14 protein-coding genes, 1 tRNA gene and 1 pseudogene are annotated in these 15,835 nt (G+C 59.4%); 8 read left to right on the top strand and 8 right to left on the bottom strand.

Annotated features, from left to right (window positions below; translation table 11 throughout):
* Positions 1–3 precede the first annotated feature (3 nt).
* The 3 genes from HAP48_RS00515 to HAP48_RS00505 are packed head-to-tail and all read right to left on the bottom strand — an operon-like array spanning position 4 to position 3,706.
* A complete protein-coding gene (locus tag HAP48_RS00515; protein WP_166217269.1) occupies positions 4–879 on the bottom strand; it encodes a hypothetical protein in 876 nt (291 codons plus the stop codon).
* Positions 876–2,258 (bottom strand): hypothetical protein, encoded by a 1,383-nt coding sequence (locus HAP48_RS00510; protein WP_166217266.1) that lies wholly within the window; start codon positions 2,256–2,258, stop codon positions 876–878. Before HAP48_RS00510 ends, HAP48_RS00515 begins: the two co-directional genes overlap by 4 nt.
* Positions 2,255–3,706 (bottom strand): ferritin-like domain-containing protein, encoded by a 1,452-nt coding sequence (locus tag HAP48_RS00505; protein ID WP_166217263.1) that lies wholly within the window; start codon positions 3,704–3,706, stop codon positions 2,255–2,257. Before HAP48_RS00505 ends, HAP48_RS00510 begins: the two co-directional genes overlap by 4 nt.
* A gap of 505 nt (positions 3,707–4,211) precedes the next feature.
* Here HAP48_RS00505 and HAP48_RS00500 point away from each other — a divergent pair.
* The gene (locus tag HAP48_RS00500) at positions 4,212–4,547 is read left to right on the top strand and encodes a hypothetical protein (RefSeq protein WP_166217260.1); all 336 of its coding nucleotides are present in this window, start codon (positions 4,212–4,214) and stop codon (positions 4,545–4,547) included.
* A 505-nt stretch (positions 4,548–5,052) separates the two neighbouring features.
* On the opposite strand, the gene HAP48_RS00495 is transcribed toward HAP48_RS00500, so the two are convergent.
* From HAP48_RS00495 to HAP48_RS00485, 3 genes are all read right to left on the bottom strand, one after another.
* Positions 5,053–5,316: a hypothetical protein gene (locus HAP48_RS00495; RefSeq protein ID WP_166217257.1), complete on the bottom strand. Its 264-nt coding sequence runs from the start codon at positions 5,314–5,316 to the stop codon at positions 5,053–5,055.
* Positions 5,303–6,826 (bottom strand): C25 family cysteine peptidase, encoded by a 1,524-nt coding sequence (locus tag HAP48_RS00490; RefSeq protein WP_166217254.1) that lies wholly within the window; start codon positions 6,824–6,826, stop codon positions 5,303–5,305. Before HAP48_RS00490 ends, HAP48_RS00495 begins: the two co-directional genes overlap by 14 nt.
* Before the next feature lie 169 nt (positions 6,827–6,995).
* Positions 6,996–7,958 carry a trypsin-like serine peptidase gene (locus HAP48_RS00485; RefSeq protein ID WP_166217251.1) on the bottom strand — a complete coding sequence of 321 codons (963 nt, stop codon included), beginning with the start codon at positions 7,956–7,958 and terminating at the stop codon, positions 6,996–6,998.
* 121 nt (positions 7,959–8,079) lie between these two features.
* Between HAP48_RS00485 and HAP48_RS00480 the strand changes: the two genes are divergently transcribed.
* Positions 8,080–8,406 carry a hypothetical protein gene (locus HAP48_RS00480; protein ID WP_166217248.1) on the top strand — a complete coding sequence of 109 codons (327 nt, stop codon included), beginning with the start codon at positions 8,080–8,082 and terminating at the stop codon, positions 8,404–8,406.
* 368 nt (positions 8,407–8,774) lie between these two features.
* Here HAP48_RS00480 and HAP48_RS00475 read toward each other — a convergent pair.
* A tRNA-Met gene (locus HAP48_RS00475) sits at positions 8,775–8,852 on the bottom strand.
* Between the two features lie 266 nt (positions 8,853–9,118).
* Between HAP48_RS00475 and HAP48_RS00470 the strand changes: the two genes are divergently transcribed.
* From HAP48_RS00470 to HAP48_RS00445, 6 genes and pseudogenes are all read left to right on the top strand, one after another.
* Positions 9,119–9,940 carry a type IV toxin-antitoxin system AbiEi family antitoxin domain-containing protein gene (locus HAP48_RS00470; RefSeq protein ID WP_166217245.1) on the top strand — a complete coding sequence of 274 codons (822 nt, stop codon included), beginning with the start codon at positions 9,119–9,121 and terminating at the stop codon, positions 9,938–9,940.
* Positions 9,937–10,125, top strand: a pseudogene (locus tag HAP48_RS00465) (nucleotidyl transferase AbiEii/AbiGii toxin family protein); the annotation flags it as partial. The gene HAP48_RS00470 and the pseudogene HAP48_RS00465, both read left to right, overlap by 4 nt.
* Before the next feature lie 56 nt (positions 10,126–10,181).
* Positions 10,182–10,577 carry an IS66-like element accessory protein TnpA gene (gene tnpA / locus HAP48_RS00460; protein ID WP_166202956.1) on the top strand — a complete coding sequence of 132 codons (396 nt, stop codon included), beginning with the start codon at positions 10,182–10,184 and terminating at the stop codon, positions 10,575–10,577.
* The gene (gene tnpB / locus HAP48_RS00455; protein ID WP_063676425.1) at positions 10,574–10,921 is read left to right on the top strand and encodes an IS66 family insertion sequence element accessory protein TnpB; all 348 of its coding nucleotides are present in this window, start codon (positions 10,574–10,576) and stop codon (positions 10,919–10,921) included. The genes tnpA and tnpB overlap by 4 nt, the downstream gene beginning before the upstream one ends.
* Positions 10,922–10,967: 46 nt before the next feature.
* A complete protein-coding gene (gene tnpC / locus HAP48_RS00450) occupies positions 10,968–12,641 on the top strand; it encodes an IS66 family transposase (RefSeq protein ID WP_166205228.1) in 1,674 nt (557 codons plus the stop codon).
* Positions 12,642–12,717: 76 nt separating this feature from the next.
* Entirely contained in the window at positions 12,718–13,455 is a 738-nt protein-coding gene (locus HAP48_RS00445; protein WP_224497200.1) for a nucleotidyl transferase AbiEii/AbiGii toxin family protein, read from the top strand.
* Positions 13,456–13,661: 206 nt separating this feature from the next.
* Here the strand turns inward: HAP48_RS00445 and HAP48_RS00440 are convergent, their stop codons facing one another.
* Positions 13,662–15,812 carry a S8 family serine peptidase gene (locus tag HAP48_RS00440; RefSeq protein WP_166217239.1) on the bottom strand — a complete coding sequence of 717 codons (2,151 nt, stop codon included), beginning with the start codon at positions 15,810–15,812 and terminating at the stop codon, positions 13,662–13,664.
* Positions 15,813–15,835 lie beyond the last annotated feature (23 nt).

Raw genomic sequence — 15,835 nt, 5'->3', positions numbered from 1 at the left:
AGGCTAACTCCTGTCTTCGCGATCGAGTCGGTCCTGCTCTTCCGATCCTCCGACCACGAATTTAAGGAAACCCTGCCAGTTCTGAAACAGCTGATCATAGCTCCAGACCGCGCCATCCTTGCGGTCATCGAGAACGTAGCCCCCGCCTCTGGGTCGTTCGATCGCCATCCAGTTGTCGCCTACGCTGGTGCCGTCGGCCCCTTCCACAACATTGACGTAGTCGGGGCGGCTGGCGGCCCAGTAGTAGCAGGCACATTCGCGATAGTCGTTCTGCCAGGGCGAACAGAGCCCTTGGGTAAGTTCGCCCGGCTCAACGAGCTGCTGCGATATAAGGGCCATCGGCTTGCCGTCGACAGGGCTCGTCTCGAAGATCGGACGGACGGTGAGCTCCACCTTGATGAGCTTGGCGACGTCCGCCTCGTCCTCCGGCATCAGCACTTCCTCGGGAGACTTCTCGGCCGTGAAATAACCAAAGATCGTGCGGCTGCGTGCCTCATGTATTCGCGCCAGGCTGTTCGCCCATTCCATGAAGGAAACGCCATTCTTGTTGTTCGGGCTGCCAAGATTGCCTTCATAGCCGGGCATCTGAACGCCCGTGGTCGGCACCACCAGCGGCAATCGACCCGCGCTGGTAGCAGGGTCTTCGATCGCGAGAAGGCGGTGATGTTTGAGCCCCGCGTGCGGGTGCCCCGCCTCAACGACGAGGTTGTGGCACTCGATTAACGTCAGGCCCTCGAACATCCGACGCCAAATGACCCGAAAATCGAATTCGAGACCAGGGAAGCAGTTGGAGATCGCCGTGACCGGCTTCGTGTTCCAGGGGTTGCCGCGGCCGCGATAGCTAAGCTGGGCGGCAAGATTGCTTGGCGAGATCTTCATGCGGATGCCTCGACTGGATCGGAAAACAGGCTGCCCATGGCGGCCATCACTACGGCGTCGATCTGGCGACGCGTCAGTACCAAATGCCGGCCGTCAGCGCCGCGCATCATGGCGGGCATCTTACGTCGGCCTAGATCGCTCAGGTCACCGACCTCCTCGGGCCGGCGGAGGGCGTCGGCGAACCAGGCGCCGGTGCCGCTGCGTAGCGCTGTGAGAACATTTTGATGCAGCGCCAGAATCGCATGATTGTCGACGATCGCCGGCGCCATGATCGGTTCAAAAAAGCGGCCGAAATCATTCGCATCCTGTCGCACCATCGTGCTGGTCTGATTTGTGCGGCCCTGGATGGTGTTGCCGTTTAACGCTGCGGTGTTGAACAGCCGGACGGTCTCAACTGCGCGCCGCAATATCTCCTCGGCTTCAGCGAGCGTTGCCGGGTCCTCATGAGCAACGCCGAAGGCGGCCTGTTCCAATTCGTCAGCAACGGTGCGAATCGGAATCGTGTCAGGTGCGAAGGTCGGCGGCCCCGCACCGATACGCGCGAAGGCGGACAGCTTCTTTCCGGCTACCTGAAGAGAAACCGAAACCAGTCCGTCGCATTCGTCGTCGAAATAGCCCACGCTCTGACCATCGGCGTCCGACGTGAAAATCGCGCCGGGATTGGTCAGCAGGTAACTGCCCGTCCCACTTTCCTTGTAGCCGAGCCAGCGTCCCTTCGCCGGATCGTAAAGGATGCGCTCGGGTGGCACATTCGGGTCGGTATGCACCGGCTCCGGCCCCTTCGGATCATAGGGCATGCCGGACGGACTCGCACCGTAGACATGACCCGCGGCCGGCGTGAAGCGGAAGCGTATCTCAGGGAACTCTTCGTTCGGACGGATATATTGCACCCAACCGAGTGGCAGCGTCTTGCCGTCACGGAAATTGGTGCAGGTCGCGTGAATGGGATGGCGGGCGTAGTCATTGATTTCGACAATGGCCTCGATCCGATCATTGGGATCGAAGGTGCGGCGCTCGATCTTGCGGCATCCCAGGTGAACGATCCAGCGCAGATCTGCTGGCTTGAGGCCATGCGCGTCAAGCAACTCAACGGTCAACGGCTCGAGCAGATCATCGGCGGTTCTCGCGAATACCTCGAGGAAGGGCGCAACTGGTCGCACGTCATCGCCGTCGCGAAACTTGATGCGCTCAGGCACATAAACGCGCGCAATCTCGCCTGTTTCGACACGCAGCTCGAACGTCTCGTCGGGCACGATCCTGCGATACCCAAGTGCCGCTTCCGCATCGACGTCCAGCCGATAAGCCGCCAGCGGCGTCGACGAGGCGCCAAGCCGCGCGACCGCCAGCGGCGGCAGAATACGAAGTTCCTGGATCGTCATGCGCGCCCTCCCCCGCCGTAAGCCAGACCCGGTGCGGAACTCCGCTGCATCGCGGCTTCAAAGGCAATAATCGCCTGAGCGTCGAGCGCATCAAGTGATTCGAGGAAGGAATCGGCGCCCTTCCCGGCGCTTCCGCGTAGCCGCGCGATCAGAGTCTCCGAGGCCTGCAATAGGTCGACATGCTGGCGCCACGCATCCCGCTCGAGCACCGGCAGCGCCATCGAATAAGGAAGCTCGAAGCTGGGCGCTGCGCGCTCCGGCTTAGCCGGATCGCCTGCCGGTAGCGTGACCAATATGTTTGCTAGCGCCCTGAGATTATACATCTCGCCGAACGCGCGATTGAGCACCGAACCCCGGGCCAGTCCGTCGGCCGGACCATAGTCTCCCGAAATCCGAAAACTGTGGGCAACGTAGGCAAGCAGCATGCGGTAGCGCAGATTGAGAAGGCGCGCCCAGATTCGCGAGGTTTCGTTGTCGATATAATGCGTGCCGGGCACCGCGCCGGGATCGCCGACCGCGCGAGGATTGCTGATCACTGGCCGACAAGGACTCCACGTCGATACCGCCTCTATCGCGAGGAACAACTCCATGAACCGCTCGAAATGCGATGGCGAGGGGTCTCTAATGTCATCGGTGGCAGCTTCACCCTGTTCTGCGATGGCATCGAGGGCTTGCAACGCAGTGGATCGGGAATAAGCAGTTTGGATTAGGACATCAGGGATCTTGGCTGCCTTGTCGACCGCGCCCCGCGCGCCTTTCGCATAGCCGCGGCCCCATTCGGCGAAACTCGCCTGGAAGCTCAGCGTGTCTGCATGAAACAGCGCGTCGGGTATTCGCTTTTTGTCCCCAAGCAGCGCCTTCAAAGTCGCGTAGATGACACCAACACGCTTGAAGTCGCTCGCGCCGCCCGGGAATGCCAGCTTCTCGATGTCAGCCTTGCGTCCAACCCAACGATCCGGCCACTTCTCCGGGCTCTCGATGCAGACATAGCGTGCGAGCAGTTTAAGGCTCAGTGGCTCGAGCGCGAACGGGAAAGGATAGAACGGCAAGTCCCAGGGGAAGTCATCGCGCTCGAGATTGAGCGGGCCGCCGAGCAGCTTTAGCAAGTTCTGGACCGTGATGAGGTGCCCCATTTCCTCGCGCGCAACGCCCAGGATGATGCCCTGCCAGCGCGCCACCTCGTCGCGATGCGCTTCTGGCACCTGAGATCCGCCAAGCGAGTAAGCCGCGAAAAGATACTGGATGAGAAGGCCGTGCTCGATCTCGGCGGCGACATGCAGCAGAAAAATTGCATAATCGTGCGCCGAGAACCCGTCGGGAACGTTAGGTCGGATGGTGGCTTGCGCGCCGGGAGCGAGCGTCTTCGCGAAGCTCATTGCCTGAAGTGATTTGGCCTCGTGCGTCTGCTCGAGGATCCGCTGCAACTGGAACGTGACACGGCTTCGCATTCCAAAGTTCTCCCACATCAAACTCTATAAAGTGACTGAGAATACTTTCATGCCCGCGCCCATATGAAAGGCTCGGGGTGATAGCTTGCTGCTCTCTGCTCTGCGGGACCAATCTTCGTCGTGCGGTGGCCAATCAACGACTAGCGGCAAATAATACCTCCTTCGCCGAATGCTGCAGTGCGGCTACCGACCAACATTTGGAGTTCGATACCGGCCAAGGCACACTTGGCCGGCGCAATGCGAAGCAGCGTCGATCAGTCTTGAGAAAGGTCCCGCGATGCTCGCTCTTCGAGCAGCGCCCTAAATGTTCCGAGGTGACGGAGCGGGTGAATCTTTCCATCCCACAACCTTAGCGCAGTTCTTTCGGCTTTGCATTGCCTCTTGCGCGAAATCGTCGCCGGCTCCTCGCTTTGGCCGGTTCGACCTCCTGCCTCTCGCCTAAAGCGATCTTTACGAACTTGACGAGTTCCGGAGTGCGCCCATATTGGCTGACAGGAGGTGCCCAGTGGCGAATGTCAAAGCCAAGTCCGGCGCCCGCGGCTCGGTCAAGGCCGCGAAGGCAATCGAATCAGTGCTCACGACCGCGTTCATGACCGACACAGGCGGAACCCTTCCCAAGGGCGCCGTCGGCTTCACGCTGCGCGCGCCCGCAAAAACCGTGGCGATGCTGGCCGACGAGCCCACAAAGGTGAAGCCGCTGCTCAAAGGCTACAGCGACGACGCCAGAATCACAGCCGTGGATGACCCCGACCAACAGGGCGAAGATCTGTCCAGCGCGCTTGATAAAGCGCGCGCGGCCACCTTCAGGTCGCGGAAATCCTCGCCGGCGAGGAGATGCTGAACGCCGACGCCTTCGCCGATCTGCTCGGCACCACCCGCATGACTGTCAATACCAAACACAAGCAGAATCAGGTTCTCGGCCTCGACGGCGCCACGCGCGGCTTTCGCTTCCCGGCCTGGCAGGTCGACGGCCGTTTCAAAAAGCCGTCGCGCCGGACGACTGATGAGTTTCCGCGTCGAGGTCGATCCGACCGGCGCTTCAGCGCGGACGGGCCAATGACGTGCTGGGCGTCGCCGACGGCATCGCGCAGCGGAGTTTTGCCTGAGTGCCCATGCCCACTTTCGCGGCCATCCCGCTCGATCTGGCCACGATCCCCGTCGACGCCATCTATGGCCGCATCTTTGCCAAGCGACGGTTGGCTAGTCCAGCTACATTTGCCAGAACGATGTTTGGCGACGGCGGGCTTGATTGGTGCCCAGGGACGGGTCGCGAAAGCTGAACCAAATCCGTAGCTGCTGCAAGGTAAGAACGCATTCCAAGCGATCGCCGCACCTCGACCGGCCGATCAATCCAGTAGCATCCACTTTCTCAGGATCAGGTTCTGGTCGGACGCGACGCCCGACGCCTGGATCCGGCGGCCGACCAGTGCTTGCAGGGCATCGTCAACGCCGAAAGCCGGGCCGTCTTGGGTCTGCAGGACGTAGGTATCTCCCCCGAGGGTTCGCAGGGTAACGGCCGAACGCTCGCTCTTGGAGCCCGGGGCTACCGTCTCCATTCGCACATCGCCTTCGAGATCGACCGGTTTGATTCCCATCTTACCGGCTGACATAGGTTCTCAAGGACGAGATTGCAATGTCGCCATCCTCCCGCAGTGAGTGGGCAACCAGGAGCCGCACCTCCGGCACTCCGTCCTCATTCCTTGTGGTCTCGATTGCGACCGTCACCAGTGGTTTCGCAGCCAACGACTTGACGGAGCTCATAAATACCCTGCCGCCGGAAACCCGATAGCTGGCGACGTCCGGTTTTTCCAATCCGCGCTGGCCCGCGAGTCCCCGAACCTTTTCCAGCAGGTCGGCATGTCCTGCAAGCCTGCTCCTCGAGGTAACGAGCTTGCCCATCTTCGATGCCGACTCCATGACCGACTGGCCGTTGCTGACGAGAGCCAGTCTGACCGCCTTACGTTGCATCGTCGCATCGACCACCCCGACGCCCGCGCTGGCTGCGACATGTGCAGGTAAAGAGCAGGGATGAACCGACGCATCCCCAAGCAGGATAAACTGGCCGATGGTTTTCAGATTTGCCGGATCCGACATCCGCTCCCGTCGAACGAAATCCTGCCTCGCCTGCAGGAAGGCGCGGCCCAGCGACTGACCCTTGAGCAGATTGATCCAGAAAAACTGGGCCAGCAGGTCGGCGGCGCCGATCGCTTCCGCCGGGCCGTAAGAGATATTGGTGCTGCCGACGAATCCAATGGCACCGTTCTCCAGATAGCTGAGGCAGATCGGCAGACCGCTTCCGGCAAGAAGGTGATCGTACATGTCGGCCCCGTAGCAACATTCGGCGGCCACGACGGTATCGGGCTCTATGTTGCCGGCCAGCTTTGAGCCCTCGATGGAAACCGGTTTTTGTCCGTTCTTTTCACCGAAGAACTTCGGCCGGAGGGCCCGACCGTGGCAATTGATAAAATGCGCCCGCTTCGCGAGATCGGCGTCAATGTCGGTATGGGTCGCCGGCGGCGCGAGCTTCAGGTCGTTGAAATTGCCGAATATCTGATTGAGACTCATCTGGGTGGAATCCGTCCACGCATCGGCCGATATGGCGAAATAGGATGCGTAATCGGCCACCGGTCGGGACGCATGAGCGCTGGACTGGTCCAGCAACCTCGTCAGAAAACCCGGATTGTCTCCGGCAGGCGCGGGAATTCGAGACACCACCCGGCCAGCGTCAAGGAAATCCTCGATATTGCGGCTATGGGGCGCGGAAGAGGCATAGGGAAGATCGCTCGGTACATGGGAGTCGCCGTCCCGGGGCGTTGGATTATCCAGGCCGATGTGCGGCACAATGTCCGGGCCGCCGAGCAGCACCAGATAATCGGGATTGAACTTGTGCGCGATCGCATCGATCGCCTCCTTCGCTCCGGTCTCGTCCTGGGTGTTGATCACGGAATCTCCGACATCAGCCATGTCATCGGCCGCATCAATGTAGATCCGGCCGGTCTTGATTCCCCGGGCGTTGTCGGCAGCCGCGAGGCGCGAGATCGCGGCCTCGATCTTCGCCAGACCATCTGCGGTATATTTACCGGTCAATGCCCTCTTGTTGGAAACAACGACCTTATCCATCGCCGGTCACCTCGAACTGGAGCGCGCAATTTCGCTGCGCGAAGAAATGAAATGGATATTTCGGAAAGCTGGAAATCCGCAGCCGTGGACCGGGGTGGAAACCAACCCCGATCCGCCGCTACCTTGCGTCCAGACAGCCTCGCAGCACCCAAACGGCGGCGCGTCTGCATCACACCGGCGGAAGGAGATCGATCAGCTCGGCAATGCGCGTGCAATCCTCGCCCCGACAGCCCGTCGTGGGGCATACCTTCGAGACGTTGCATGCTCCGTTCGAGACATAGTCTGTCTCGCCACGCACCAGAATGCCTTCCACCACGTGATCGGCGCCGAACACCGGCGAACCCGAATTTCCGCCATAGGTATCGAGATTCGCCACGAAAAAGGCGGTCGGCGTATTGTCTCTGACGTTGGCGTCGTCAGCATATTTGATCGGGAGGCCGGAGGGATGCCCCATGACGGAAACCGCCGCGATGTCCCCAATGCGACCCGTCCGGCGAACCTTGAGAATGTCACGGTCCGTCACGGGCCGATCCAGTTGGATCAGCCCCCAATCCGGCCCGGAGCCCTGCTCCTCGCGGCCCAAAACCACCTTGCCGCGATAGATATCCTTGTTGGGGATGCGCGTGACCGGCGTATCGGCATCTTCCATCCGAAAACCGAATACAAAAAGGATCGTCGTGACGTTTCCGGCGTTGGCGCAGTGGCCGGCGGTCGCGACGAGATCGGCGCCGACGAGAAAGCCCGAGCAGAAGGCGCCAATCGGCTGTTTGAAAAATCGTTCTTCAGGACACAGTCCCTGGGCCTCACCGAGTGACCGGGTCCGCAGTGTGGATGTGCCATCGCCGTTGTCGACGACGGCGGTGTCGGAAAAGAGAGCCGCCACGGAATTGGAGAGTTCGCGAACCTTGGCGTCGGACTTGAACTCGAAGAAATCCTTTCGATTATCTTCGCCATAGATGACCTTCTCCTGGTTGATCAGCGCCTTGACGAGTTCGCCGGTGGGGTGGGAGGCAAGCGGTGATGCCGGGGCAGCCTTGACGGATGCTACCGTTTTTTTGTCTGTCGCCTTGGCCCTCGCATGCAGTTCGGCCCTGATGTCTGACGTCGGAATTTTCTCCAAGTTGTCGGCCATCGTCGTTGCTCCTTGTTACAAAGACCACGTTATGATTGGGTATCGATCGAACAGTTTTCGTGTACCTTCAGCCGGTACCTCTTGTTGCGGCCCGTCGATGCGGCCGGAAAATGGGTGAGCGATGTCCGAGGCGCGCGACGAATTTTGCCGAGCCATCGACGCGGGCAACGTCATGGTCGCGAAGGCGACCCTTGCCGGAGTGGTGTCAGCCGATGAATCGATGTACACCGACACGGACCCGAATTTCGGTAACGCGACAAAGCACCTTGTGGACTGGCTGATGCAGTGCAGGTGCATCGAGAACGTAGAGTTCTCAAGCGGCATAATGAAATCGCTGCCTCCGCTAAAAATGCTCACCCTGAGCACGAAGCCCCCAGGGCCGGCTCGAATATTTCACCTCAAATTACGTCTTGGACCTCATATGGAGGTCCACAGCTTCGAAGGCTGACAGCAAACCGGCGCCCGGGTGCGGTTGAAGCGGAAGCGATCAACTCGATGACTGGCCTGAACGGCCGCCAACTAGCCGTCACGGGAGCGGGCACGCAGCGAAATCTCAGCATGCACCTCCTCCAAATCTCGCGCTAGGATTGAATGATAACGAATTCTGGAATCAGCGCAAGTATTGCTCCATCGCCACGGCGCTACCTTGGTTGTGGCGGATGCGCGCAGGCTAGAAACTCAATGGCGCGCCAAATCCGCGCGTATCCGGCGATGCGCTTGGCAAAAAGGTTCTTTTCGAATGGCTTGAAAACGGTTTGCCAGGAATGAAAAAGCCCGCCAACCGGCTGGCCAATTCACTGCTATCGCATCAAATCTTGGTTGCGCGGACAGGATTTGAACCTGTGAAACTTCAGGTTATGAGCCTGACGAGCTACCGGGCTGCTCTATCCCGCGGAAAAGAGAAACTGCTTTCTATAGAGATACTTAGTATTCATCAAGGAATATTTTCTCTGTCAATTGAGCCGCCATGTCAGATTCATGTCAGATGGAGTATTTTGGAGCGCCCTGTAAGGGGTGCGAATTGATCTGAAAAGAAGGGGTCCATAGTCCCTCCAACGTGCTTAGACCAAACATTCTTGTGTTCGAAAATCCCCATTTTATAGGTATTTACCAACACAGCCTTATGTTGAATAATTCCCGTTTTTCGTGTATATCTATACATGATGCTTAATCGACGCAGCACTCTCGCTTCCTATCTCACCAATCTGCTGGCCAGCGGAAGGGTGTCCTTTACGCGCGACGAGGCGATCGCTGAGTTGAACACCACCTCTCGAGGGTTTCTCGCTGCGGCCAGGCGGCTGCAGGACAAGAATGCACTAATCAACCCGCGACAGGGCTTCTACGTAGTCGTCCCACCGCAATACCTGGCTCGCGGCGCGCCGCCGCCCCAATGGTACATCAATGACCTCATGAAGCATGAGGGTAGCCCCTACTATGTCGGACTGCTCAAGGCCGCCGAGATTCATGGGGCTTCGCACCAAGCCGTCATGCAATTCCAAACCGTGACTGACAAGCGGATGCCCAAAATTCGTGCTGGCCGTTCAATACTGACTTTCTTTTACCGCAAGGATTTGGACGCCCTCAGGGCAGCGATTACCGACCATAAAACGGATACCGGCTTCTTCAAACTGTCCTCCCCGGAACTTACGGGGCTCGACCTGCTGCGCTACATGCATGTGACCGGGACGATCGACAGCATAGCAACCGTGCTTTCTGATCTTGGTGCCAAGATGAACGCTGCAGAACTGCAGAAACTCGCGCCTGCCTTTGAGCGCTCGGTGATCCAGCGCCTTGGCTATTTACTCGATTTCGTCAAACATAACCAAGCGGCTGAAGGACTTCACGCTTACCTGCACAACGAAAAGCTGCTGCCTTGGGTCGACCTTGATCCATCGAAGAAAGCAAGCAAAAGCCGCAACCCGGCTGAACGTGACACGCGCTGGAACGTTCTCGTACACCGCCGTCCGGAGCTCGATCAATGATTCCAGCGATGAATATTGTCGCATGGAGTCAAAAGGCTCCATGGCCGGAAGATCGACAGGTCGAGCAGGATCTCATTATATCCCGCGCGCTCGTCGAAATCTTCAACGATGACTATTTGAAGAAAGAACTTCGGTTCCGGGGCGGCACGGCACTCAACAAGCTGCATTTCCCCAATGCCTATCGTATCCGTCCGAGGGCGGCCGTCTTGCGAGTTTTTCCGATCTGTAGCTGACTGTCCTTATGGACGGACATAAGGACAGTGCGGTGCTGAGCCGCATGGATTTGGTGGAGACCGGTCGGCGGCGACGCTGGACGCGTGCGGAGAAGCTCAGAATCGTAGAGGAGAGCTTCTCGGGGCCACGACTGGTGTCGGCGACGGCTCGCCGGTATGGGATATCACGTCAGCTTCTGCTGAGCTGGCGCAAGGCTTGGACCTGTCATGATCCGGCCGAAGAGGATTCGATCGGCCCGACATTCGTCCCTGCGATAGTTGCGGCAAGTACGCCGCCAACGACGGAAGCTGTCGAGACAGGTCAGATCGAAATCGTGAGCCCTCAGGGGCTGCGCGTGGTCTTCGGCCCCGGTGCGGATATCGAGGCGGTCGTTCGAATTGCTCGGGGCCTGGCGCGCCGATGATCCCGATCCCGACGGGCGTGCGGGTGTGGCTGGCGACGGGCCATACCGACATGCGGTGCGGCTTTCCGAGCCTGGCTCTGCGCGTGCAGGAAGTGCTCAAGCGCGACGCCATGGGCGGCGGTCTTTTCTGCTTCCGGGGCAAACGCGGTGATCTATTGAAGGTCATTTGGCACGATGGCCAGGGCGCCTGCTTGTTCACCAAAAGACTCGAGAGAGGCAGGTTCATCTGGCCATCGGTTGCTGGTGAATCGGTAACGATCTCTCCGGCGCAGTTGAGCTATCTGTTGTCCGGGATCGATTGGCGCAACCCTCAAGAAACCCAGCGTCCGACGCGGGTCGGATAGTCGTTTTACGGTTTGAATCTGCTGCTCGATCTGATTCAATGGCTCCATGATATCGAAGCCGGATGATCTTCCATCGGACCTTGTCAGTGCCCTGGCGGCGCTGCAGGCCGAGCGTGAGGCGCGACAGAAAGCCGAGGCGAAGGCCGCCAACTGGCAGGCGCAAGCCGCGAATGCGCAGGCGAAACTGTCGGATACCGAGGCGCTGATCGCTCATCTCGAGTTGCGCATCGAGAAGCTGAAACGCGAACTGCACGGGCAGCGATCCGAGCGCTCGGCACGGCTGCTCGAGCAGTTGGAGTTGGAGCTCGAAGAACTCGTCACCACGGCGAGCGAGGATGAGCTTGCCGCACAGGCCGCAGCGGCGAAGACGCAGAACGTCCGCCCCTTCATGCGCAAGCGGCCGGTGCGCAAGCCATGGCCTGACGATATCGAACGCGAGCGCGTCGTCATTGAGACTCCAACGACCTGCGCCTGCTGCGGTGGATCGCGGCTGGCGAAGATCGGTGAGGATGTGACCAAGACGCTGGAGGAGATCCCGCGCCGCTTCAAGCTGATCGAGACGGTACGCGAGAAGTTCACCTGCCGCGATTGCGAGAAGATCAGCCAGCCGCCCGCGCCGTTCCATGCCACGCCGCGCGGCTTCATCGGCCCACAATTGCTGGCGACGATCCTGTTCGACAAGTTCGGCATGCATATCCCGCTCAACCGCCAGAGTGCGCGCTTTAAGGCCGAGGGGATCGACCTGCCGTTGTCGACGCTGGCCGACCAGGTCGGCCACGGGACCTTCGCCGTCATGCCGCTCTTCCACTTGATCGAACGCCACGTGCTCGCTGCCGAGCGCCTTCATGGCGACGACACCACCATCCGTATTCTGGCGAAGGGCAAGTGCACGACCGGGCGGATCTGGACTTATGTGCGGGATGACCGGCCGTTCGCCGGGCCTGCGCCGCCGGCAGCGGTCTATTACGCCTCGAGCGACCGACGAGGCGAGCATCCACAGAGACATCTGGCCGCCTTCGCCGGCATCTTGCAGGCGGATTGCTACAGCGGCTTCGAGCCGCTGTTCGACCCGCAGAAGAAGGCGCTGCCGATTACGCCGGCGTTTTGCGTGGCCCATGCGCGGCGGGGCTTCTTCGAGCTGGCTGATATCGAGAAAAATGCTCGGGAAGGCAAGAAAGGCAAACCGGTCTCCCCGATCGCGCTGGAGGCTGTCAGACGCCTCGATACGTTGTTCGAGATCGAGCGCGCCATCAACGGCCGCGGTGCCGGCGAGCGGCGTGCCGCTCGCCAGGAACAGAGTAAGTCACTTCTCGAGGACATGCATGCCTGGCTGCTCCGCGAGCGCGAAACCCTCTCGCGTTCCTCCGAGGTCCTGAAGCCGATTAACTACATGCTCAGGCGCTGGGACGGCTTCGCCCGCTTCCTCGACGACGGCAGGATCTGCTTGACCAACAATTGCGCTGAGCGCGCATTGAGAGGCATCGCCTTGGGAAGGCGCAACTGGACCTTCGCCGGCAGCCAACGCGGCGCCGACCGTGCCGCCATCATGCTGACGATGATCACGACCTGTCGCCTCAACGACGTCGATCCCAAGGCCTGGCTCGCCGACGTCCTGGCCCGTATCGCCGATCATCCCGCATCGCGTCTGCACGAGCTCTTGCCCTGGGAATGGAAGCTCCTGCGCCAGGCCGACAAGCCAGCCAATCAGCAGGCCGCCTGACCTTCACCCTTCACCCAATGCCATCATAGACCTCGCCGTGCCCGCGCGCATGCGTCAATCAGGCGGCCTCCGTCGTATGCGTACTGCCTATCGGTATTCGGAAGACATTGACCTTACGCGGACAACGGAAGGCCCGGTCGGTCCCATCCTGGACCGGCTGCGGGCCGTTTTGGAGCCGTGGATGGGCCGTGGTCACTACGATCTTGGAGAGATAGGTCCGAAGCTCACCTTCACGATTAAAGCCGAGGATGAAAACAGCTCGCAGCCCATTCGCGTCAAAGTCGAAATCGCCACGCGCGAACGTACCGCTCATGACGGAGAGAAGTCTTTTCCCTTCGAGGTTAAGAACCCCTGGTTTAATGGGAAAGCGGACATTGCGTCGTTTAGCCGGGAAGAAATCCTTGCGACGAAGCTTCGTGCACTTCTTCAGCGTGACAAGGGCCGGGATCTCGTCGACCTCGCAAAAGCTGTCGCACTGTTTGAAGGGTTGGACGCCGCGCACATCGTCGAACTGTTCGGGAAATATCTCAGTGCGTCTGGCCAGGCCATTTCTCGAGCCGAAGCCGAAGAGCGCATGTGGGCGAAGTTGGAAGACCCATCTTTCTTGGCTGACGTGCGCCCATTACTCGCCGCCGATGACGCAGAAGACTTTGACGCTGAAGCCGAAACCGCCGCATTCGTTACTGTCTTCACTGAGTTCATAAAACGTATACCGGGTCACGCCTGGGCAGAAACGCCCGCGATGGCCAAGAAATTCAATCTAGTTGAACAGGGAGATCAGAGGGACAACTTACGCAAGAATTCCTCCAGATGAGCATCCATCACGTCGAACGGATCGCGGCCGACCTCTCGCATCTGCCGCATTTCAAGCAGACCATCGTCTATTAGAATTGCAATTATCTTGTTTTCTTCGACCCACTAACGCCGGCGCTGCGCTAGCGTCGATTCTGCCGATCCGTCCGACCAAACTATCGACCCAAGATTTCTAGCGCGCGTTACCGTTAGTCTCGACCTCGTTTTCTACTGAGCAGTCACGATAAGCGAGAACTGCTGCGCAGGCTTGGGGATTGCAAAGCCAACCACCTGAATCTTCCAGACACCGGCTTCCGGATTCTGGACTATCGCTTGCTCTACGACATTGGTGTGATCAGCACCTCGTGTTGCAGCAGTGTCGGGCGCTTTAGGATCCAGCTGCCATGGCAGATGAAGTACGCCGGTGGGTGATACTAGCCTCAAGTCAAGGTCGTTCACCAAACTGGTGGTCGCATTGGTCGAAGCCGGATCATCATCCCAGGCAAGCGTGACCTTCAATTCCTTTGCACCGGACGCGATTTGCAGAGATGCCGTCTTGGTCTGTCCATTCGTGCCGATTTCGCCTTCAGTGACCTTGTCGCCCCGGATCAAATCGACAGAGTTTCGGAGGTTCACAGCACCGTAACCCGTACGATAGTCCGGCCCTACAGGCGCAACATCGCTGGCGCCGTGGATCAGCAGGGCTTTGATACTCGAAGGTAGGAGTACAGGCTTTGCCATTTTCTGCCGCTGTTCGATGAGAAGCGCCACGCCTCCCGAGACCGCAGGGGCGGCCATCGATGTTCCACACATTCCAGCATAAGTGTTTGAAGGGACGGTCGAGGTGACCTGACCCGTCTTCCGACAACCGGGCGCAACGATATCGGGCTTTAGGCGACCATCCGTCGTCGGTCCCCAACTGCTGAACTCGGTCATATCGTTGTCGTCGGAATTGGTTGCGCCGACAGAGATGACATTCTTGGCAGTCACGGGAGGTGCGACATTCGCATAGTTGCGATAGGGCGGGGCAGCCGACATGCCACAGTCTCCGTCGTTTCGTTCATTCCCGACAGCAAAGATGATTGGGATCCTTCGTCCATAGAAGCCCGTCACTATCTGGTCAAAGCCTTCTGCCTCGAGAGTGTACGTTCCGTAAAGTGAGCAGTTTCCCAGCTGCTGGTCGACCGTATAACCCCAGGAGTTCTGCGAAAGCATGATACCTGCTGACTTAATCGCCGCCTCATGCGCGTTTGTAGGATTGTCCCAGTAATATGAGACGATGCTGACGCCGGGCGCGACGCCTTGCCACTGCTTGTCGGCGCCCGCCGCGGTAGGTTGACTTGAGCCTGTTGCAGTCTCCGCCGTGCTGCTTATCGAGGCTGGCTGCCCGCTGAGCGTCAACGTGTCCGAGACTTGCTGCTCTTCCACCGAACTCTTGCTGTGAGCGCCATCGCCTCCCAGCGTCCCCGCGACGTGGGTGGCATGACGGTCAACGTTGGCCCCTGTGCTTCCAATTGTCAGGCGATCCTTGAAGTCCTCGTGGGTTTGTGCGACCAGTCCGCCGTCCCAAATCCCGACCTTGACGCCAGCTCCCGTCAGACCATAGGGCGCCTTCTGCAAGAGTTCCGCCCCAATCGCCCGGCGCACGAGATCATTGTAGCGCTGTTTCGCCGGCGGAGCTGCCTCGATTGTCTTCACGCTATTGGATCGGGCGAGATCTTCTATCCTGCGCGGCTCGATCAAGATGACCGCGGAAGATGATGCCTTGCTCGTCTCGATAACGCTGCCGTTGAGCGCCTTGACCTGAGCAGCCAAGGTTTCAACCGTCGCATCTCGGAACAGTCTCACGCTGAACGGCTTCTGGACCGCCGAGGCACTTTGAATCTCTGAAAGTACTTCGGGCTGAATTTTGTCTTTTGGCGTCACCTCAACGATCGCGCGGACTTGCTCATCCTGAGCAGAAATCGCTGCAGCCTTTCCAGTGGTCGTCGCATAATAGCTATTGCCGCCTACATACTCATTGAGGACAGTGCCTTGCGACCTCAGTTTGGCGATCTGATCGTTGCTCGGAATGCTGTGAAACTGAATGATATATCGATTTATCGCTGCTGCAGGATCGCTGGCTGTCGGCGGCGTGGGCGCCGGCGTCGCTGGAATTGGAGCAATCGCATCGCTGGCTTGCGCCGTAACGCTGTTTTGAAACGTCGTCGTGGGCAGAATGGAGGATGGCAGTCGGACTACTGAGCGTTCGATTGGTACCGGCGTGATTGCGCCAGTTCGCAAGGGTATCTTGTAGCGAACGTCAGCATTGCCAGCCCAAGCGGGACTACAGGGAAGCACAACCAGGATGGAGAGAATTCCACAAATCGTCTTGCTCATATCGGTGCTCCCTCACGGTACCT

The organism is Bradyrhizobium septentrionale (genome assembly GCF_011516645.4).
Lineage (GTDB): Bacteria > Pseudomonadota > Alphaproteobacteria > Rhizobiales > Xanthobacteraceae > Bradyrhizobium > Bradyrhizobium septentrionale.
The sequence above is the reverse complement of the archived record's forward strand: the minus strand, read 5'-3'. Positions and strand labels throughout refer to the sequence as shown.